18 protein-coding genes and 2 pseudogenes are annotated in these 18,741 nt (G+C 69.3%); 14 read left to right on the forward strand and 6 right to left on the reverse strand.

The window, feature by feature from the left end; all coding sequences use genetic code 11:
* Window positions 1-73: 73 nt before the first annotated feature.
* Window positions 74-382, reverse strand: a pseudogene (locus ABZ896_RS27215) (helix-turn-helix domain-containing protein); the annotation flags it as partial.
* A 234-nt stretch (window positions 383-616) separates the two neighbouring features.
* On the opposite strand from ABZ896_RS27215, the gene ABZ896_RS27220 reads away from it, so the two are divergent.
* The gene (locus tag ABZ896_RS27220) at window positions 617-886 is read left to right on the forward strand and encodes a DUF2637 domain-containing protein (RefSeq protein WP_360934402.1); all 270 of its coding nucleotides are present in this window, start codon (window positions 617-619) and stop codon (window positions 884-886) included.
* 325 nt (window positions 887-1,211) lie between these two features.
* Here ABZ896_RS27220 and ABZ896_RS27225 read toward each other — a convergent pair whose 3' ends face one another.
* A complete protein-coding gene (locus ABZ896_RS27225) occupies window positions 1,212-2,021 on the reverse strand; it encodes a DUF1932 domain-containing protein (RefSeq protein WP_360934405.1) in 810 nt (269 codons plus the stop codon).
* A gap of 76 nt (window positions 2,022-2,097) precedes the next feature.
* On the opposite strand from ABZ896_RS27225, the gene ABZ896_RS27230 reads away from it, so the two are divergent.
* From ABZ896_RS27230 to ABZ896_RS27275, 10 genes are all read left to right on the forward strand, one after another.
* Entirely contained in the window at window positions 2,098-2,769 is a 672-nt protein-coding gene (locus ABZ896_RS27230; protein WP_360934408.1) for a GntR family transcriptional regulator, read from the forward strand.
* A gap of 99 nt (window positions 2,770-2,868) precedes the next feature.
* Complete coding sequence (locus ABZ896_RS27235) at window positions 2,869-3,819, forward strand: DUF6282 family protein (protein ID WP_360934411.1); 951 nt, start codon at window positions 2,869-2,871, stop codon at window positions 3,817-3,819.
* A complete protein-coding gene (locus ABZ896_RS27240) occupies window positions 3,816-4,577 on the forward strand; it encodes an ABC transporter ATP-binding protein (protein ID WP_360934414.1) in 762 nt (253 codons plus the stop codon). The genes ABZ896_RS27235 and ABZ896_RS27240 overlap by 4 nt, the downstream gene beginning before the upstream one ends.
* On the forward strand, window positions 4,574-5,458 hold the full coding sequence (locus tag ABZ896_RS27245) for an ABC transporter permease (RefSeq protein ID WP_360934416.1): 885 nt from the start codon (window positions 4,574-4,576) through the stop codon (window positions 5,456-5,458). Before ABZ896_RS27240 ends, ABZ896_RS27245 begins: the two co-directional genes overlap by 4 nt.
* Window positions 5,455-6,480 carry an ABC transporter substrate-binding protein gene (locus ABZ896_RS27250; RefSeq protein WP_360934419.1) on the forward strand — a complete coding sequence of 342 codons (1,026 nt, stop codon included), beginning with the start codon at window positions 5,455-5,457 and terminating at the stop codon, window positions 6,478-6,480. Before ABZ896_RS27245 ends, ABZ896_RS27250 begins: the two co-directional genes overlap by 4 nt.
* Window positions 6,477-7,874: an FAD-dependent tricarballylate dehydrogenase TcuA gene (gene tcuA, locus ABZ896_RS27255; protein ID WP_360934422.1), complete on the forward strand. Its 1,398-nt coding sequence runs from the start codon at window positions 6,477-6,479 to the stop codon at window positions 7,872-7,874. The genes ABZ896_RS27250 and tcuA overlap by 4 nt, the downstream gene beginning before the upstream one ends.
* Window positions 7,861-8,856, forward strand: coding sequence for a tricarballylate utilization 4Fe-4S protein TcuB (tcuB, locus tag ABZ896_RS27260; RefSeq protein ID WP_360934425.1), 996 nt, complete (start codon window positions 7,861-7,863; stop codon window positions 8,854-8,856). Before tcuA ends, tcuB begins: the two co-directional genes overlap by 14 nt.
* A 1-nt stretch (window position 8,857) precedes the next feature.
* Complete coding sequence (locus ABZ896_RS27265) at window positions 8,858-10,465, forward strand: thiamine pyrophosphate-binding protein (protein ID WP_360934428.1); 1,608 nt, start codon at window positions 8,858-8,860, stop codon at window positions 10,463-10,465.
* A gap of 15 nt (window positions 10,466-10,480) precedes the next feature.
* Window positions 10,481-11,809 (forward strand): MmgE/PrpD family protein, encoded by a 1,329-nt coding sequence (locus tag ABZ896_RS27270; RefSeq protein WP_360934431.1) that lies wholly within the window; start codon window positions 10,481-10,483, stop codon window positions 11,807-11,809.
* 4 nt (window positions 11,810-11,813) lie between these two features.
* Window positions 11,814-13,238: an aldehyde dehydrogenase family protein gene (locus tag ABZ896_RS27275; protein ID WP_360934434.1), complete on the forward strand. Its 1,425-nt coding sequence runs from the start codon at window positions 11,814-11,816 to the stop codon at window positions 13,236-13,238.
* Window positions 13,239-13,965: 727 nt separating this feature from the next.
* Here the strand turns inward: ABZ896_RS27275 and ABZ896_RS27280 are convergent.
* Entirely contained in the window at window positions 13,966-14,451 is a 486-nt protein-coding gene (locus tag ABZ896_RS27280) for a hypothetical protein (RefSeq protein ID WP_360934437.1), read from the reverse strand.
* The gene (locus ABZ896_RS27285) at window positions 14,342-14,686 is read right to left on the reverse strand and encodes a hypothetical protein (protein WP_360934537.1); all 345 of its coding nucleotides are present in this window, start codon (window positions 14,684-14,686) and stop codon (window positions 14,342-14,344) included. Before ABZ896_RS27285 ends, ABZ896_RS27280 begins: the two co-directional genes overlap by 110 nt.
* On the opposite strand from ABZ896_RS27285, the pseudogene ABZ896_RS27290 reads away from it, so the two are divergent.
* A pseudogene (locus ABZ896_RS27290) lies at window positions 14,625-15,071 on the forward strand (hypothetical protein); the annotation flags it as partial. The gene ABZ896_RS27285 and the pseudogene ABZ896_RS27290 overlap by 62 nt on opposite strands.
* A 12-nt stretch (window positions 15,072-15,083) precedes the next feature.
* On the opposite strand, the gene ABZ896_RS27295 reads toward ABZ896_RS27290, so the two are convergent.
* Window positions 15,084-15,749 (reverse strand): TetR/AcrR family transcriptional regulator, encoded by a 666-nt coding sequence (locus ABZ896_RS27295; RefSeq protein WP_360934440.1) that lies wholly within the window; start codon window positions 15,747-15,749, stop codon window positions 15,084-15,086.
* Window positions 15,750-15,895: 146 nt separating this feature from the next.
* On the opposite strand from ABZ896_RS27295, the gene ABZ896_RS27300 reads away from it, so the two are divergent.
* Window positions 15,896-17,176, forward strand: a complete 1,281-nt coding sequence (locus ABZ896_RS27300; RefSeq protein WP_360934444.1) for an NADH:flavin oxidoreductase — start codon at window positions 15,896-15,898, stop codon at window positions 17,174-17,176.
* Between the two features lie 2 nt (window positions 17,177-17,178).
* The gene (locus tag ABZ896_RS27305) at window positions 17,179-18,042 is read left to right on the forward strand and encodes an SDR family NAD(P)-dependent oxidoreductase (RefSeq protein WP_360934447.1); all 864 of its coding nucleotides are present in this window, start codon (window positions 17,179-17,181) and stop codon (window positions 18,040-18,042) included.
* Here ABZ896_RS27305 and ABZ896_RS27310 read toward each other — a convergent pair.
* A complete protein-coding gene (locus ABZ896_RS27310) occupies window positions 18,035-18,625 on the reverse strand; it encodes a TetR/AcrR family transcriptional regulator (RefSeq protein WP_360934450.1) in 591 nt (196 codons plus the stop codon). The two genes, ABZ896_RS27305 and ABZ896_RS27310, sit on opposite strands and share 8 nt — an antisense overlap.
* Window positions 18,626-18,741 lie beyond the last annotated feature (116 nt).

Genomic DNA, 18,741 nt, shown 5'->3' on the forward strand with positions numbered 1-18,741 from the left:
GCATTCGAGTAGCCACTCACGCTCGCCGAGGGCGGGTGGAGGAAGCTCTGCGAGAGGCCGGAACATGGTTGGGCTCCTGGAGGACCGCGATGTTGACCGTCTCGCCGATCTCCTCGGCGAGACGCTCGCAGACCGGGCGGCCCTGCTGGGTGATGTCGATCCGCCCGGTGACCGCACCGGCCAGGCGCACGATGCCGAAGCCGAGCCGGTACTTGCCCCGCTCCCCGGCCTGCTCCACCAGACCGCGCGCCTCCAGCGCGCCGAGCAGGCGGAACGCCGTCGACTTGTGAACATCGATCTCCGCCGCGACCTCACTGACGCCCGCCTCGCCACGCTGAGCGAGGATCTCCAGGACACTGATGGCACGGTCGACCGACTGCACTCCGCCGGCCTGCGAATGGGACGTCTCGTTGTCCGGACTGTAGTTGCTCACAGTGAAACTATACGCGTAGTACGGTACAAGCTGTTTACCTTTACGACCCTGACCAGCACTTTTCTGGTGATACGTGCTGGTTGGAGGTCCGGAAGGCGCACAGCTTCTACCTGGGAGTTCTCAGAAGTTCCCGCGAAAATGTGCACTGGCGCTGGGTGCTGTGTGGGCGGGGTGGTGGGCCCGATGAGAACGGCCGCACCTGCAAACACAGATGCAAACCAGAGGGAGTTCGCGCGCCAGGGCGGAGCGGACGCGGTTAGCGCCTCCTTGTGGCCGCTGTCGGTGGACGGGCTGTTGCTCCTGGCGACGGTCGGACTCCTCAAGTCGTCGGGACGAGGGTCGCGCCGAACTCGTGGTGTGGTCTGGTCGGCCTTTCTGCTGGGGATCGCCGTCTCACTGGCTGCGAACGTCGCGGCGGCACCGGTACTGGCGTTGCTGCCGAGGCGTACCTGAGGGACGGGGAGGACAACTTCCACGAGTTTGGCGACGCACTCTTTGAAAGGGCCCGGACGCTCGGGGCTGCCAGGTCGAGGGAGCTCGCGGCACAGGTCAGAGGGATCATCGGTAAAGGAGGGAGTTCATCTGGGTGGACAGGACTGAGTGACACCGACACGCCTGAGCGTTGCAGGGGATTGACGTCAACCGAAACAGAACGAGATGTACCTCGTCGTCGTTCCAACCTTGAGTTCCTGATAGGTCGCGATTCGGTCAAAATATCAAGATGCCTCTCGGGAGACGAGTTCGTGGCGGGAGGTCTTGGGATCCGTTCAACATCTCATTACCCGCACCTGCCCCCGCGAGACAGCCGTTGCAGCAGGTCCCTGCTGGCCGTGGCCATTGATGCGGGCACGCCGAGGTCACCGAGCATGTCGGCGGCCGCCTGCATCTCGCTGGTCCGGCGCACGGCGTGCCGGTGGCTGCCCTCGACGAGTCTGTTCAGGGTGGCGGCGTTCGCGCTGGTCAACTCCTCGGCGATGATCTCCCGCAGCCACTCCTCGCAGCCCGCGGCCCGGGCCGCGTCGAGCGCCTCGACGACGGCCGCCGCCAGGCCCTTGTAGAACACGCTGCGCAACAGCTTGCGTTCGGCGGCCAGACCGGCCGGTCCGTCGAGCACGTCCACCTTGACATCCACGTTCGTGCGAAGGGCGTGGAGCGTCTCGGCGAAGCGCCGTGCCCCCGACCCGGAGACGAGCATCGGCGTTCGCAGCCCCCTGCCGGGCACGGTAGCCATCAGGGACACGTCGGCGAAGGCGAGACCGGCGTCACCGGCGGTCTCGGCGAGATGCCGCTTCAGTGCGGGAGAGGCGGTGTTGAGGTCGGCCCAGAGGCAGTTGGACGACGTGCCGGCCAGGCCCGCCCGGAGGGCGTCCGCGGCGTCCGAGGCGCTGTTGACGCTGAGGACGAGATGGCTGCCCTCGGCGGCCTCCGCCTCGCTGCCGGTGTCCTCCACGCCCGGGGGAGCCGTGACCCTGGGGTCGTAGCCGCGCACGCGCACACCTGCGGTGACGAGGTCGTCCGCGATGGCGCCGCCCGCCTCTCCGAGGCCGAGTACCGCGACGCACAGATCCTGGACGCTGGTGAAACTCATGAGCACTCCGCAGAATTGGCGACAATATCGTTGCCAGTCTGCCCTCTGAGTGAGGGAGGCGTGGAGAGGAGGTCACGTGCCGGCTGCGCGCAAAATCCCGTCCGGGCCCGACCAGGTGGTCGAGGCGATCCGTAGAGCCATCGTGAGTGGGGACTACGTCCCGGACCAACGGCTTGTGGAGAGCGATCTGTCGGAGCGGTTCGCGGTCAGTCGCGGCGCCGTGCGCTCCGCGCTGCTCCAGTTGGGCAACGAAGGCCTGGTGGAGCGCATTCCGAACCGGGGTGCCCGGGTGCGGGCCGTCTCGCTGGCCGAGGCGATCGAGATCACCGAGGTCCGGATGGTGGTCGAGGGGCTGTGTGCGGCCAAGGCCGCAGGGCGGGTGACCGAGGCGGAGACGGCCGAACTGCGGGAGATCCGTGAGCAGATGGTCGCCGCGGTCGACGCGGGTGCGGTGATGACCTACTCGGAGTTGAACAACCGGCTGCACCGTCGTGTGATGGAGATGAGCGGGCAAGGTACCGCCGGGGGCGTGATCGAGCGGCTGCGGGGGCAGGCGGTTCGGCATCAGTTCCGGCTCGCGATGCAGCCGGGGCGGCCGGCTGTCTCCCTGCCGGAGCATCTGGCGATCATCGACGGCATCTGCAATCGCGATGCCGCGGCCGCGGAGAGGGCGGCGCGGCACCACGTCGGGAGCGTGATCGACGCTCTGCGCGGTACGGGCAACTCGCCTTCCTTTCCTGTGCGCTAGGTGGGACGAGCCTCCGGTATCACTTTCTGCGCGGACCATTGACGCCTCGTGGTTGATTGTCAACAATCTGGCTCACCAGATTGGCGACAGGAGCCGCATATGGCTGACCGCTCACCCACGCATCCGACGCCTTCGGTCCGGGCCCGCGCGCTCGTCGCGGGGGCCTATGACATCCACGTGCACATCGCGCCCGACCTGATGAAGCGACGGGTCGACGATCTGACTCTGGCAACCCGCTTCGCCGAGGTGGGCCTTGACGGGTTCGTCCTCAAGTCGCACTACGTCCCGACGGCGGAACGGGCCGAGGTGGTCCGCACTGCCGTGCCCGGTTTCGGCGCGGTCGGGGCGATCACCCTGAACGGTTCCGTGGGCGGCATGAACCCGGTCGCCGTGGAGATCGCCGGCCGCGGCGGGGCCCAGTTCGTCTGGCTGCCGACCGTGGACAGCGCCAACGAACGGGCCTGTACGGAGAGCAGCCCCGAGGGTGCCACCCCGCCCATGTGGGTCCAGCTCCAGAACGAACTGCGGGCCGCGGGCATGACGGCGGACCCGGTGGACGTGGTCGGCCCGGACGGCACCGTGCTCGACAGCACCCGGCAGGTGCTCAGGGTCATTGCCGCGCATGACATGACCCTTGCCACCGGCCATCTCCACGCCGACGAGATCGCCGTCGTGGTGAACGCCGCGGCCGAGGAGGGGGTGCGCAGGATCGTGGTCACGCATCCGGAGTTCACTTCCCAGCGGGTGGGCGTCCAGCGGCAGCGTGAACTCGCCGCCCAGGGCGCCCTGTTGGAACGCTGCTTCACCACGCCGTACACCGGAAAGGTCTCCTGGGAGCTGTGGCTGGAGAACATCCGGGCGGTCGGGCCCGAGCACTCCGTGCTCTCCAGTGATCTGGGCCAGCCCTTCAACCCTCCGGTGGAGGACGGCCTTCCGCTGCTCGCCGACCGGCTGCTCGACGCGGGCTTCACCGAGCAGGAGATCCACACCATGGCCGTGGACAACACACGGTGGCTCGCCGGCGTGACGAAGGATCGGCGGCAGCGATGAGCAACGTCGTGGAAGTCCGGAGGCTGACCAAGCAGTTCGTCAAGGGCGATCTGGGGATCGTGGCGCTGCGTGAGTTGAGCCTCGGGGTCGAGGAGGGGTGCTTCGTCACGGTCCTCGGGCGCAGCGGCTGCGGCAAGTCGACCATGCTGAACATGATGTCGGGGCTCATGGCCCCCACTTCGGGCGCTGTCCGATTCCGGGACCAGCCGGTGTCCGGACCGCGCACCGAGGTCGGCTACCTGACCCAGTCCGACACCCTCATGCCGTGGCGCGATGTGCGGCGCAACGTCGAAATGCCCATGGAGATCAAGGGAGTCGAGGCGAGGACGCGCCGCGAACGCGCGACGGACCTCATCGAGCGGGTCGGCCTCACCGGCTTCGAACGGCACTACCCGCGCGAGCTCTCCGGCGGCATGCGGCGCCGGGCGAGCCTGGCCCGGATGCTCGCCGGTGACCCCGAAGTCCTGCTGCTCGACGAGCCGTTCGGGGCGCTGGACGCCCAACTGCGGTCCGTCCTCCAGGCGGAGCTGCTGCGGCTGTGGCAGGGCAGCGGGCAGACCGTGGTGTTCGTGACCCACGACATCGAGGAGGCGCTGCTGCTCGGTGACCGGGTCGTGGTGCTCGGCAGGATCGGCCGGGTGGTCCTGGACCGTGAGATCGATCTGCCCAGGCCTCGTGACGCCGACGAACTGCGGGTCGACCCGCACTTCGTCGCCTTGCACAAGGAGATGTCAGCGGCGCTCCGGGAGGCACAGTGAACACGGTCGACGAGAAGAAACGGAAGAAGAGCTCGGCGGACTCGACGACGAGTCCCGAGAAGAACACCGGTCAGTCGGTCACTGTGCCGTTGGACCGCGGCTGGTGGGACAAGCGCGGTGGCGCGGTGATCATCTGGGGCGGCAGGCTGGTCTTCGTCGTGGTGCTGCTGGTCGCCTGGCAGCTGTGCGCGGGCCGCCTGTTCGACGTCACCTACACCAGCAGGCCGCTGGACGTCATGCACCGGTTGGCCGACTGGCAGCGGGAGGGTCTGCTGTGGTCCAACACCTGGGTCACCCTCCAGGAGGTCATGCTCGGGTTCGTCTTCGGTGCCGGCGCCGGTGCGCTCACCGGGTTCGTCCTCGCCTCGTTGCCGACCTTCTACCGCGTGGTCGACCCGTTCATCGTGGCCCTGTACTCGCTGCCCAAGGTCGCGCTCGCGCCCCTGTTCATCGTCTGGTTCGGCATCGGCCTACAGATGAAGGTGCTGCTCGCCGCCGTCACCGTGTTCTTCCTGGTCTTCCTCAACACCGCGGTGGGTGTGCGCGAGGTGGACCGCGGGCTGATCGACGCGGTGCGGCTGATGGGCGGACGCCGACGCGACGTGGTGTGGAAAGTCGTCGTCCCCGGCGCGATGACGGGGCTGCTCACCGGCCTCAAGGTCGCCGTTCCGTACTCGCTGATCGGCGCGGTGATCGGTGAACTCGTCGCGTCCAACCGTGGGTTGGGCTACCTCATCAGTGACGCGGCCGCCAACTACGACACGGCCGGCGTCTTCGCCACGCTGGTGGTGCTCGGGACGATCGCCACGATCCTCAACCTGGTCGTCGGCGTGCTCGATCGCAGGGCCAACCGCTGGAAGCCTCTGGAGGGCCGCCCATGAACCGTCGTCAACTCGTCAAGAGCGTCCTCGCGACCGGTGTCGTCACGCTGACCGGCGCGGGCTGCGCCGACGCCGGCGGCGCGACGAAGACCGGCAAACTGTCGATAGGGCAGGTCAGCACGTCGATCGCGTTCTTCCCGATGTTCATCGCGACCGAGAAGGGCTACTTCAAGGAGGAGGGGGTCACCTTCGACGAGCCGGCGGTGCTCGGCAACGGCTCCAAGGTGGCCGCCGCGCTGAAGTCCGGCAGCATCGAACTCGGGGGCGGGGTGATGACCGACGTCCTCAAGCTCTCCCAGACCGGTGACACCCTCAGCCTCGTCGCGGACATGGTCGACACCTACTACATCGACATCATCACCGGCACGAAGTTCGACGGAGCCGCCGTCGACGCCTCGCTGGACGAGCGGATCACGTCCCTGAAGGGAAAGAAGATCGGCATCACCGGGCCGGGCAGCGGCACCGAGGCGCTGGTCATCTACCTCTTCAAGAAGGTCGGCCTCGACCCCAAGAAGGACGCCGAACTGGTCAACCTGGGCAGTGAGCCCACGGCCGCGCTCGGCGCTCTGAAGGGCGGTCAGGTCGACGCCCTCTCCTTCGCCCAGCCGCTCGCCCAGCAGGCGGAAGGGGCGGGTTCCGGCACCACCTACATCTCCCCGTGCCGCGGTGACGTCCCCGGACTGCAACACGTCTCCCACGGAGTCATGTTCACCACCCAGAGCGTCGCGAAGAAGAAGGCGAAGGAGATAGCCGCCTTCCAGAGAGCTCTCGTCCGGGCCAGGCAGGACATCCACTCGGGCGACTCCGCGGAGATCAGAAAACTGCTCGCCGAGTACCGCAGCGGCATGCCCGAGGCGGCCCTGGACGCACTGCTCCCCCTGCTCAAGGAAGAGATCCGGGCGACCAACGGCTTCCCGCGCTCCTCCTTCGACGCCGCGGTCGCCTTCCACAAGGCGTCCGGCCTGATCACGAAGGACCCCGACTACGACCAGCTCGTCCCCGCGAACCTCCGCGAGACATGACCGAGGACAGCGCGGACGTCGTGGTCGTCGGCGGCGGCAACGCGGCGCTCGTCGCCACGCTGACCGCCGCCGACGCCGGGGCCCGGGTGCTGCTGCTGGAGCGCGCTCCCGCGCACTTCCGAGGCGGCAACAGCCGGCACACCCGCAACATCCGCTGCGCCCACGACACGGGCGACGCGTTCACCACCGGCCCCTACCCTCGCGCCGAGCTCTGGAGCGACCTGTGCGGAGTCGGGGAGGGATCGCGCGACGAGCGGCTCGCCGAGCTGACGGTCCGTCAATCCGCAACGGCACCCGCCTGGATGACCGCACACGGTGCTCGCTGGCAGCCCGCTCTCACCGGCACGCTGAACCTGGCCCGCACCAACAGGTTCTTCCTCGGCGGCGGCAAAGCACTGCTCAACTCCTACTACAGGACGGCCGAAAGGGCAGGGGTGGCCATCGCCTACGACCGCACCGTGACCCGTCTCGAATTCGACGGCGACACCTGCACCGGCGTGCTCACCGACGACGGTCGCCGCATCCGGGCCGCTTCGGTGATCTGCGCGAGCGGTGGTTTCGAGGCGAACCTCGACTGGCTCGGCCGCTACTGGGGAGACGCCGCCAAGGGCTTCCATGTGCGCGGACCGTCGTACAACGACGGCGGCGTGCTGCGCGAGTTGCTCGACGCGGGTGCTCAACACGCGGGCGAGGAAAGGGGGTTCCACGCCGTCGCGGTGGACGCCCGCAGCCCGAAGTACGACGGCGGCATCGCCACCCGCATCGACTCCATCCCCTTCGGCATCGTCATCGACCGCGACGGCCGCCGCTTCTACGACGAGGGCGAGGACATCTGGCCCAAGCGGTACGCCATCTGGGGACGCAACATCGCCCGCCGGCCGGGCCAGATCGCCTACGCCCTGTGGGACGCGAAGGTCCAGGGGGCCTTCCTGCCGCCCATGTACGGCACGTACAGCGCCCCGACCGTCGAAGAGCTCGCCACGTCGCTGGGCCTGGAGGAGCGGACCGTCGCCGAGACGGTCGACGCCTTCAACAAGGCCGTCGACCGGGGCGACGCGCCGTCCCGCCCCTTCAGCATGGCCCAGCCCGACGGCAGGACCACCGCCGGACTCGACCCGCCCAAGAGCAACTGGGCCCAGCGCCTCGACACCCCGCCCTACCACGCGGTTCCGATGCGGCCCGGGATCACCTTCACCTACCTCGGGGTCGCCGTCACCGAGCAGGCCCGGGTACGCCGGGTGGACGGCGGGGTCTTCCGGAACGTCTTCGCCGCCGGCGAGATCATGTCCGGGAACATCCTCTCCACCGGCTACCTCGCCGGATTCGGCATGACCATCGGCACCGTGTGGGGCCGTATCGCCGGGACGGAGGCGGCCCGCCATGCCCTTGGATGACCTCTTCGACGAGGCCCGACGGCAGCTCACCATCTGCAACTCCTGCCGCTACTGCGCCGGTTACTGTCCCGTCTGGCCCGCCCTGGAGCTGCGGACGACACTCGAACGCCGGGACATCACCCATCTCGCCAACCTCTGCCACGACTGCGGCGACTGTCTCAGCGCCTGCATGTACGCCCCACCGCACGAGTTCGCCGTGGACCCGCCGAGCGTCCTCACCGAGGTCCGCGAGGAGACGTACCGGCATTATGTGTGGCCGCACCGTACGCCGGGGCGACGGGCGACAGGTGTCGCCTTCGCCGTGGTCTGTCTCCTGCTCGCCCTGATGTCCTGGCAGTTCACCGGACGGCTGTTCGTCGTGGCGGACACGCCCGGCGACCCGTACGAGATCCTTCCGCACACCCCGATGCTGATCGCCGTGGGTGCGCCGAGTCTGTGGGCGGCCGGTGTGTTCGGCTGGGCGGCGCTTCGGTACTGGCGCGACATCCACGGCAGCCTCACCGACCTCCTGCGGGTTCGGGTGTGGCTGACGACGTTCACGCAGGCCGTGCAGCTGCGGCACATGACCGGCTGCGAGGTGCCCGGCCGACGCGGGTTCCACATGGTGCTGGTGTACGGCTTCGGGCTCTGCGCCGTCTCCACGACGGCGGCGGCGTACCTACAGAACACGCTCGGCGAGCACCCGCCGTACCCCTACCTCTCCGTTCCGGTGATCAGCGGCAGCGTGGGCGGGATCGCCATGATCGTCGGAGGGTGTGGTCTGTGGTGGCGCCGGGGCGGCTCCGGCTTCCTGTGGGCGCTCGTCGTCCTGGCGGCCTCCGGGATGCTCACCCTGCTGCTGCGGGAGACCGTCGCCTTCGGCCCGATTCTTCTCCTCCACGTCGCCGCGGTCGTCGTCGCGTTCGGGATCGTGCCCTACACCAAGTTCGTCCACTCGATCTTCCGGATGCTGTCCATCCACCACGACAACCTGGAGAGCTGACATGGGGAATACGGCCGCGGTGGTCGCCGGGTACGTCCGAGCCGCGGGAACCCGGTTCGTGTTCGCCTACCCGGGAGACCCGATCATCGAGCTGATGGAGGCGATGCGGGCCCTGGACGTCGAGGTCGTGCCCGGCAGCCGCGAGGGCACCGCGGTGTTCATGGCCGAGGCACAGGGGATGGTGACCGGGCGCCCGGGCGTGTGTCTGTCGACGCTCGGACCCGGGTCGACGGCGATCGTCAACGGGGTCGCCGCCGCCACCTGGGACCGGGTACCGCTGCTCGCGATATCCGGACAGATCGACCCCGGCCGGGAGGACGTGGTCACCCATCAGGTCGTCGATCACACACTGCTGTTCTCCCCGGTGACCAAATGGGCGGGGCGGATCCACCCCGGATCGGCCGACGCGGTGCTGCGCAAGGCGCTGCGCCTGGCCGTCGCCGAGCGGCCCGGCGCCGTCCATCTCACCGGCTCCGCCGAGACGTTCGCCGCGCCCGCACCCGACATCCCCGTCACACCGCCGCCGCTCGACGGCGCCGCCGGCGGCGTCCGGGTGCACCTGGCGACAGGCGGCCCCGATCCCACGGCGGTACTGCGGGACGCCCGGCGCCCGGTGGTACTGGCCGGTGCCGGCGCGGTCCGGTGCGAGGCGTCCGGCGCTCTCGCGCGGCTGGCGGAAGCCGTCGGCGCACCCGTGGTCGTGTCCCCGATGGCCAAGGGCGTGATCCCCGAGGACCACCCGCTCTACGCCGGAGTCCTCGACATGGCGTGCCACCAGGTCCTCTGGAACTTCCTGGCGGGCTGCGACCTCGTCGTCGCCGCGGGGTTCGACCCCGTCGAGCTGATCAAGCCGTGGTCCCTGGCCGTGCCCGTCCTGCACGTGGACACCACCCCCAACACCGACCAGGTCTACCCCAGCGCCTGCGAGGTGGTCGGGGACGTCGCGGCCGGCCTCGACTGGCTCGCCGACGGATGGCGCGGCGAGCCCCGCTGGACGGAGCGCGACATCGCAGCGCACCGGGACCGGCTGCGGATGTCCTACTACGCGGGGCGGGTCGCCGGTCGCCTCAATCCCACCGACGTCATCGACGTCGTACGGGCGAACGCCCCGGACGAGACGGTCGTCACCTGTGACGTCGGGTCCCACAAGCTCCTCGTCGGCCAGGGCTGGCAGGCCCGCCGGCCGCGCGGCGTCCTGATGAGCAACGGCCTGTCCTCGATGGGCTTCGGGCTCCCCGGGGCGATCGCCGCACAACTGACTCTGGGGGAGACCCCGGTGGTCGCCCTGATCGGTGACGGCGGGTTCGCCATGGCCGCCACCGAGCTCCGGCTGGCCGTCGCACGTCAACTCCGGCTCGCGGTCGTGGTGTTCTGCGACGGCAGCCTCAACCGCATCGAACTCAAACAGCGGGCGCTCGGCTATCCCGGTACGGCGACCCGGCTGGACCACATCGACCTGGTCGCCCTCGCCGGCTCCATGGGCTGCGACGGGGTGCGGGTGTCGTCGGTGGCCGAGCTGGAGAAGGCCACGGCCGGGCTGGCGGGGCTGAACCGGCCGCTGCTCATCGAGGCCCGGATCGAACCCGCCCAGTACGAGGCCCAGTTCTAGACACCGGGAGTCGACATGACCGTCGTCGAGCAACTCGCCGCCTTCGCGGTCGCCCAGAGAGCGACCCCCCTCGCGCCGGACGTACGGCACGGGGCCGTGCGAGCGGTCGTCGACTGGGCCTCGGCCATCGTCCCGGGCGCCGCCACCCAGGCCGCCCGCGGACTCGCCGAGGCCCTCGACCCGCCTCCGGGCCCCGCTCGCCTCATCCCCTCCGGGCGGGCCACCGACGTACGCACCGCCGCGCTCGTCAACGGAACCGCCGCCCACGCCGCGGAACTCGACGACATCTACCGCGATGCCTTCTACCACCCCGGTGCCCCGACGATCGCCGCCGCGTTCGCCGTCGCCGACCGACTCGACGCCTGTGGCGAGGACTTCCTGCGCGCGGTGACCATCGGTTACGAGATCGGCGCACGCATCGCCCTCGCCGTGGGGCCGGCCCACTACCGCAACTGGCACACCACCGGCACGGTGGGCACCTTCGGTGCCGCGGCCGCCGCGGCGGAGCTGCTGCGGCTCGACGCCGCCCGGTTCGCGGGGGCCCTGTCCCTCGCCGCGACCATGACGGCCGGGCTTCAGCAGACCTTCCGCTCACCGTCCACGGGGAAACCGCTGCACTCCGGGCACGCGGCCGAGGCCGGCGTGACGGCCGCGCTCGCCGCCGAACAGGGCCTGACCGGGGCCCTGGACGTTCTGGAGGGCCCGGCCGGTTTCGGCGTCGCCACCGCCGCGGTCACCGGCCTCGCCGTCACCCGCCTCGGCGACCCGTTCTGCGTCACGGCGGCCACGGTGAAGAACCACGCCTGCTGCGGCCACACCTTCGCCGCGATCGACGCGGCGCTCGAACTCCGCGCGGCCGGAGTGCGGTCGGAGGACGTCGCCGGTATCGAGATCGAGACGTACCGCACCGCCACCGAGGTCGCCGGGCGCACCGACCCGCACGACCCCGGCGAGGCCCGGTTCAGCCTCGCCTACACCGTGGCCGCCGCCCTGGTGCTGGGCAGCGTGCGGCTGCGCGCCTTCGAGACCGAGGCCCTCCGGGACCCGGCGATCCGCGCCCTCATGGCCCGCACCACCGCACGGGTCGATCCGGAGCTCGACAAGCTGGCCCCCGGCCGCCGAGCCGCCCGCGTACGCATCACCGACCGCCGGGGAATCCCGTACGAACGACTGCGTCTCACCCGCAAGGGGGACCCCGACGACCCGCTCACCGACAAGGAGTTGAGGGCGAAGTTCGACGAACTCGTGCCGGCGTTCATCGGCGGGTCGCGGGCCGAGGCGATCGCGAGCGCGCTGTGGAGCCTGCCGTCGCTTTCCCGGGTGAGCGAACTGGCCTGGGGGTGAGACGGTGGATCACGGAACGGGACTCTTCGTCGACGGGAACTGGGCGCGGGGGAGCGCCGTACTCCCGGTGGCGGACAAGTACACCGGCGACGCCATCGCCGAACTGCACGTGCCCGGACCCGACCAGGTGGACGCGGCGGTCGCGTCGGCGGCCCGGTCCGCCGGCGGACTCCCCGCGGCGGAACGCGCCGCGATCCTGCGCCGCGCCGCCCGGGCCCTGGACGTAGGCCGGGCCGCGATCCTCGCCTGGTACGTGGCGGAGACCGGCTTCACCCCGGCCGACGCCACCGGTGAACTCGACCGCACCCTCCTGATCTTCGAGCTCTGCGCCCAGGAAGCCGAACGGCTCACCGGCGAGATGGTCCCGGTCCAGGCCGCCGCCGGGCACGACGACTCGCTCTGCTTCACCCTGCGCGTTCCGGTCGGCGTGGTCGCGGCGATCACGCCCTTCAACGCCCCGCTCAGCACCGTCGCCCACAAGATCGCACCCGCGCTCGCGGCAGGCAACGCGGTGGTGCTGAAGCCCGCCGAGCAGACGCCGCTGTGCGCGATCGCCCTCGTGCGGGCCCTCCTCGAAGCCGGTCTGCCCGAGCGACTGGTCCAGCTGCTGCCGGGCCCCGGCGAGACGATCGGGGACCGACTGGTACGGCACCCCGACGTCCGCTATGTCACCTTCACCGGGTCCACCGCCGTCGGCCGTCACATCCGGGCCGTCAGCGGGCTGGCCCGCACCCACCTGGAACTCGGCTCGAACTCCCCGACCGTGCTCTGGCACGACGCCGACCTCGATCACGCGCTCCCGCTCGTCGTCCGCGCCGGATACCGCAAGGCCGGACAGGTGTGTACCTCCATACAGCGCCTCCTCGTCCACGAGGCGATCGCCGACGAGGTCACCGAGCGGCTCGCCGCCCTGGTCCGCGACCTCCCGTACGGCGATCCGCGCGCTCCCGGCACCCTCGTCGGCCCGTTGATCAGCGCCGAGGCGGCTGGGCGGGCCGAGGCGCTGCTCGCGGACGCCGTCGGCCACGGGAGCTACCTGCTCACGGGAGGCGCCCGAGCGGGTTCGATGATGGTCCCGACGCTGCTCAGCGGCCTGCCGGACGGCTCTCGGCTCGCCTCGGAGGAGGCGTTCGCCCCGCTGCTCGCGATCGCCTCCGTCGGCTCTCTCGACGAGGCGGTGCACCTGGCCAACGGCACCAACTATGGTCTACAGGCCGGGGTGTTCTGCCAGGACCTCGACGTGGCCCTCACCTTCGCCCGCCGCTTGGAGACGGGCGGTGTCGTCATCAACGACACGTCCAGCACCCATCCCGATCCCATGCCGTACGGCGGGGTCAAAGACAGCGGTCATGGGGTCGAAGGGCCCGCCTACGCCGTCCGGGACATGACCGAGTCGCGCACCGTCCTGGTCCGGCATCGGGGGCTGTGAATCTCGATCGTTGACCAGGGCGATGCACTCTTGAACCGGAATGTGACGTGACCGGTTCACACGCATCGGTGTGCCGATGCCAACGGTCTTGCTGCCTTCTCGTTGAGGAGGCCTCGTGTTGCTGCTTCCAAGTGACTCGGCTTCGTCCCGCCCCGTCCGTCGCACCCGCCGGGCCGCCCTCACCGTCGCCATCGCGGCCTTCGAAGCCCCGGACGCGGTCACCGCGTTCCTGGCCACGCTCAGCAGCACGCAGCAGTCGACCGTCCAGGCGTCCGCACTCAGTCCAACCTCTCCCAGTGGTCCGACCTCGGGTGCCATCAACGAACGTGTCACGAGCCGCAAACGGTGTGAGCTGACCCCCGTTTCGTGGAGTTCCTGAAGACACGCTTATGATCCTGGCCCGAAGGAGATTCACGAGCAGCCAGCACCACGGTGTCGAAGATGCCGTTCAAACCGTAAGTGGCCGGTAGTAGTTTCAAACTTCCCGACGTGAATTCTATTTCCCGGCCGTCATCATCCGGAACGCCCTCCGCGATCCGGTTGGCCAGACGCGTGCGCCGACCATCGTCCTTTTTGACGTCCTGGGGCAAATCTCGAGTTGGTCGTATATGTGCGACGCATGCTTTTCGAGTGCGGAATCAAGGACATTGGCCGCGAGCGCCATGGCCGCTTCCGCATGACTGGCTTCTGCGCAATCTGCCGCTTTGGTCGCGAAGGAAGCAAGCTCTTACCACTGATCCTCCTCTAGCTCCCAGAGGTTCTCCGGGAGCAGGTCTTGTAGCTCCATTGCGCGGCGGAGCGCTTCGAGGGGGAGCCACTCGCGGATATGTGACGGAAAGATGATCCTAGATCGCTCGGCTATTAGGGAAGCGATCGAATTACCCCGGAGCGGAGAGGTGGCCTGGATAGAATTGATTCGGGCGATAGCGTGCGAGCGGATATCTGATATGTCAAACCTCTCACCAGGAAGCGCCCTCAAGTGATCGTTCCCCGCGAGCTGCCGTATCGCCGCCGAACCTGAATAGATCTCCGAGGCTCGGGATTCCATGATCCGCTGAATCATTCTCTCCGTCTGGAGCATCTTCGAATATCTCCGTTCGGCGTCACAGAAGTATCGAGCGGCCGACGAATCGTATTCCGGGACCAGGGAGTTCGCTTCCTGATCGGTGACGCTGCTGAGCTGGGAACGGGATGATGGTGCCCGTGGCGTCATGTTCGGTCCGTAGCAGCTGGTTGTCGTGATGGAGCGAGGCGATGATCGTGCCGGCCGGGTTGGCGGCGTCGAACAGGCAGTTGTTCAAGGTTCCGAAACGGATGGAGATGCGGGCCTGCTTCAGCAGGGCGTGTTCGACCGTCGCGTCGCTCCCTTGGGCTGCAACGGTGTCGCTGATCGTGTCAAAGGTGCAGCAGAACAGCGGGGTGCCGGAGGCGGGCGACGCGGTCCCCACGCTCCCCCCGGAGCACCTGACCGATCCCGAGACCTACGCACGTGCGACCGTCATCCCGGCTGACGCGCCGAAGGAGGAGTAGGCGCGTGTCGCCCAGGCGCGGCGGGACCTCGCGCTGGAGGGCTACCAGGCACTGCGCGAGGCCGGCGGATCGCAGGCCCTGGCCGAGTTCCACCGGGCCGCCGCGGTGACCACCGGATTGCAACTCGACGCGCTGGGGAAGGGGGATTTCCACCACCTCGCCGATGCCGTCGTGCGGTCCGAACGTCCCCATGCGCAAGGGAAGTTCGGGGTGTGCGGTCGGCACGACGGCTACGAGGCACTGTTGCGGGAGGCCCAGGCCCGAGGCGGGGCACGTGGATCCTTGCCGGGCGGCCGGGACTGACGCCGGACTCGGCTATCCCCGGCTTCCGGCAGGGGGGCGGCCGTAGATCGCGCCCATGAAGACCGAGACGAGTGTGTCCAGCAGGCGGTCCTCGGGCACGGCCGGGACGTGGTCGCCGAACGTGCTGAACAGGGACCGCTCGACCATGGAGTTCAGCACGGTGGCCAGGTCGCGGGCCGGGATGCCGGCGGGGGCCGCCCCCCGTCGGCGCTCGGAGTCGATCGCCTCCGTCACTTCCACCACGAACTGGTCCATCACCTGCGACCACAGTTCCCTGACGGCGGGGCTGGTGTACTGCGCGGCCGCCGCTGCGGACGCGATCGTACGGTGGTCCGCGAACGTCGCGCAGAACGGGCCGATGGCATCACGCCACCCCTGCTCCTCGTCCTCGGCGAGCCGCTGGAGTGCGTCACCGCGGTTCGACCGGGCTTCCTCGACAACCCGGTCGAACAGCGCCAGCAGCACCTGCTCCTTGGACGTGAAGTAGAAGTAGAAGGTCGGCCGGGAGATACCAGCACCCTTGGCCAGCTGGTCCACGGAGATCTCGGACAGCGGCCGCTCGCCCAGGAGCCGTTCCGCCGTGGCGAGGATCGCCCGCTCACGGTCGTCTCCGCTGAAACCGCGTGCCCTGCGTCCCCTCGTCGACGGTGCGGGCGACGGCTCGATTGCGGAGTCCATGGCGGGAGCCTACCAATCACGTTCTCGACATGGCGTTGACTTAATCGACACCATGTCGAATGCTGTGACCCGGCCCCGTCGCCGCCCGTTCCCGGGCCGGCGGATCACGCCGTACGTCAACGTCGACGACTCAGGGAGCTGCGGACATGGCCCGACCGCCCCATCGGATACGCCTCGCTACACCCCTGGACATCGGCCCGATGACGGTCGCCGGACGACTGTTCAAGTCCGCCACCAGCGAGACCCGCGCCAGTGCCGACGGGTTCGTCACGGACGAGCTGCTCGCCTTCTACGAACCGATGGCCGAGGCCGGTACGCCGCTGATCGTCACGGGCAATCTGTACGTCTCCCCGCAGGGCAAGTCGGCCGGCCGCCAGGCGGGCATCGACGCCGACGACAAGATCCCCGGCCTGCGGGAATGGACCGGCCTCGCTCACCGGCACGGTGTCCGGATCGTCGCCCAGCTCAACCACGGTGGCCGGCAGATCGCCGAGGCGGCGCCGGGTGCCGACCGGATCGTCTCCGCTTCCGATGTACGAGAGCCGCTGTACGGGACGAAGCCGTCCCCGCTGCGGCTGGACGAGATGCCGGGGGTGGTGGAGTCGTTTGCGGCTGCCGGTGAGCGTGCCCGGGAGGCCGGATTCGACGGTGTGCAGATCCACGCCGCCCACGGCTATCTGCTCAGCCAGTTCCTCACCCCGCACACCAATCGCCGCACCGACGCCTACGGCGGCAGCCTCGACAACCGAGCCCGGCTGCTCGTCGAGGTACTCAAGGCGCTGCGCGCACGGCTCGGCGACGACTGTCCGATCCTCGTCAAGATCAACGGCACCGACGACCTCCCTTTCCGCAGGGGAGCGACGACCGAAGAGCTCGTCCGGGTCGCCGTACGACTGCGGGACGAGGGCGTCGACGCCGTCGAGATCTCCCGCGGCCACTACGAGTCCTGGCCCGGCATGATCCAGGGCAGGTACCGGGGGTTCATCCGGACCAGCCTCACCGAGGGAGCCGGACAGCACGTGTCCGCCCGGCGCAGGGCGGCCACCCTCGCCGTCGCACCGGTCGTCGAACGCGTCGCCGAGCGACTGCGTCCGCCGCTGGAAGGCTTCAACCTGCCCCAAGCCGAACAGTTCACCCGCGCTCTCGACATTCCTGTCATCTGCGTCGGCGGCTTCCACACCAGGACAGGGATGGAAGCGGCGGTCGCGACCGGGAGGACCGACGCCGTCTCGGCCGCCCGCGCGATGATCGCCGACCCGTACCTGTACCGGAACGTCCTGGGCGATGTCGCCGACCGGCCGGTCTGCGGCTACTGCAACGGCTGTATCGCCCGTTTCAGCGGCCTGCCCGTGGACTGCTACAGCGACGAGATCCGCCGCGACCGTGACGTCATGATCGAAAAGCGCCGTGCCAGGACCGGAGAGTGACCATGCGCACCAGACGACAAGAAGCCATCGACTTGGCCGGACGTACGGTGGTCATCACCGGCGGCGCCCAGGGCATCGGGCTCGAAACGGCACGTGAGGCCGTGCGCCGCGGCGCACGCGTCGCCCTGCTCGACATCGACGCCGAGGCGGTTACCCGGGCCGCGGCCGGCCTGGGCGACACGACGACCGCGCTCGGCCTGACCGCGGACGTGTGCGACGCCCCGTCCCTGGAGCGGGCGTTCGCCCAGGTGACCGCGGCCTTCGGTGGCTATGACACGGTGGTCGTCAACGCCGGTGTCGGGACCGGTATGAGGACCTTCCGGGCCACCGTGCCGGCCGACTTCCAACGCATCATCGACGTCAACCTGCACGGCTCCGCCAATACGGTCAGGGCGTCCCTCGACCAAGTCCTCGCCGCACGCGGCCAGTACGTCCTGGTGTCGTCGGTTCTCGCCTTCAACAACGGTGCTCTTCAGTCCCCTTACGCCACCTCGAAGGCGGCCGTCGAGTCCCTCGGGCGTTCGCTGAGGAGTGAGCTGGCCACTCGGCAAGTCGACGTGACGATCGCCTACTTCGCCTACATCGACACCGCCATGAACTCGGCCGTCTGGGCCGACGAGGCCGGCCGGAGCTACGGCGCGTCGATTCCCGGCTTCCTGAAGACCCCACTGAGTCCCGCCGCGGCAGGCCGGGGCCTGGCGGATGTGATCGCCGTACCACGCAAGACCCTCGTAGTTCCCGGACGTTGGAAGGGGCTGCTGCTTCTGCGAGGGCTGTGGGGCCCGCTGTCCGACTGGACGCTCGGGCGCGACGAGGGCTTCACCCATGCCGTGCGCCTCGCGGACCGACCGGGGACCCTCAGGTGACGACGAGGGCGTCGACCAGGTCGAGGTCGGGCAGTTCGAGTGAGCAGATCCGCGTGGCTTCGTCGACGGTCATACCGAAGTGCCGTAGCAGTCCCCGCACGATCAGGTCCGAGGACCGCGCGTCGTCACGCTCGGGCTGGGCGTGCAGCAGCGTACCCAGGGCCAGTTGGGCGCTGACCGTCATCGCCAGCGCGAGGTCCAGGTCCTCCACCTCGAAGCGTCCGGCTCCGACCGCGTTCTGGATGTCTCGGCGTGCCCGGGGACCGAGGCCTCGGTCGGAGTGGACCACGTCCAGCCCGTGCTTCAGCAGGACCCCGCTGAGCTGCGGGTAGCGGCGGTGCAGGCGGCCCGTCATGCGGAAGCTCTGGGCGTATGCGACCGCTGGGTCGTCGATCTCCGCGGTGAGCTGGTCCAGGAGACCGCCGAACCACTCCATCGCCTCCTCGACCGCGGCGCGGAAGAGGTCTTCCTTGGTGGTGAAGTGGTTGTAGAACGAGCCGACCCCGACGTCGGCCAGCTCCGTTATCTCCAGGACCGCGACGTCGGTACGCCCCTCGGCCAGCAGGCGCTGTGCCGCGCACACCAGCGCGTTCCGCGTCCGTGCCCGTCGCTGGTCGACTCGCCGGGACGTGGTCCTCTCGGCGTGATCCGACCCCGCGGACGCGACCGCCTCGTTTTCTGAATGTTTCGTCAGTTCTA

The sequence above is a fragment of the Streptomyces sp. NPDC047072 genome, assembly GCF_040643855.1.
Lineage (GTDB): Bacteria > Actinomycetota > Actinomycetes > Streptomycetales > Streptomycetaceae > Streptomyces.

Excerpts from the sequence above, each read along its gene's own strand:
- ABZ896_RS27220 (WP_360934402.1), top strand. The coding sequence starts at position 617 with ATGAGAACGGCCGCACCTGCAAACACAGATGCAAACCAGAGGGAGTTC.
- ABZ896_RS27225 (WP_360934405.1), bottom strand. The coding sequence starts at position 2,021 with ATGAGTTTCACCAGCGTCCAGGATCTGTGCGTCGCGGTACTCGGCCTC.
- ABZ896_RS27235 (WP_360934411.1), top strand. The coding sequence starts at position 2,869 with ATGGCTGACCGCTCACCCACGCATCCGACGCCTTCGGTCCGGGCCCGC.
- ABZ896_RS27240 (WP_360934414.1), top strand. The coding sequence starts at position 3,816 with ATGAGCAACGTCGTGGAAGTCCGGAGGCTGACCAAGCAGTTCGTCAAG.
- ABZ896_RS27250 (WP_360934419.1), top strand. The coding sequence starts at position 5,455 with ATGAACCGTCGTCAACTCGTCAAGAGCGTCCTCGCGACCGGTGTCGTC.
- tcuA (WP_360934422.1), top strand. The coding sequence starts at position 6,477 with ATGACCGAGGACAGCGCGGACGTCGTGGTCGTCGGCGGCGGCAACGCG.
- tcuB (WP_360934425.1), top strand. The coding sequence starts at position 7,861 with ATGCCCTTGGATGACCTCTTCGACGAGGCCCGACGGCAGCTCACCATC.
- ABZ896_RS27265 (WP_360934428.1), top strand. The coding sequence starts at position 8,858 with ATGGGGAATACGGCCGCGGTGGTCGCCGGGTACGTCCGAGCCGCGGGA.
- ABZ896_RS27270 (WP_360934431.1), top strand. The coding sequence starts at position 10,481 with ATGACCGTCGTCGAGCAACTCGCCGCCTTCGCGGTCGCCCAGAGAGCG.
- ABZ896_RS27280 (WP_360934437.1), bottom strand. The coding sequence starts at position 14,451 with ATGACGCCACGGGCACCATCATCCCGTTCCCAGCTCAGCAGCGTCACC.
- ABZ896_RS27295 (WP_360934440.1), bottom strand. The coding sequence starts at position 15,749 with ATGGACTCCGCAATCGAGCCGTCGCCCGCACCGTCGACGAGGGGACGC.
- ABZ896_RS27300 (WP_360934444.1), top strand. The coding sequence starts at position 15,896 with ATGGCCCGACCGCCCCATCGGATACGCCTCGCTACACCCCTGGACATC.
- ABZ896_RS27305 (WP_360934447.1), top strand. The coding sequence starts at position 17,179 with ATGCGCACCAGACGACAAGAAGCCATCGACTTGGCCGGACGTACGGTG.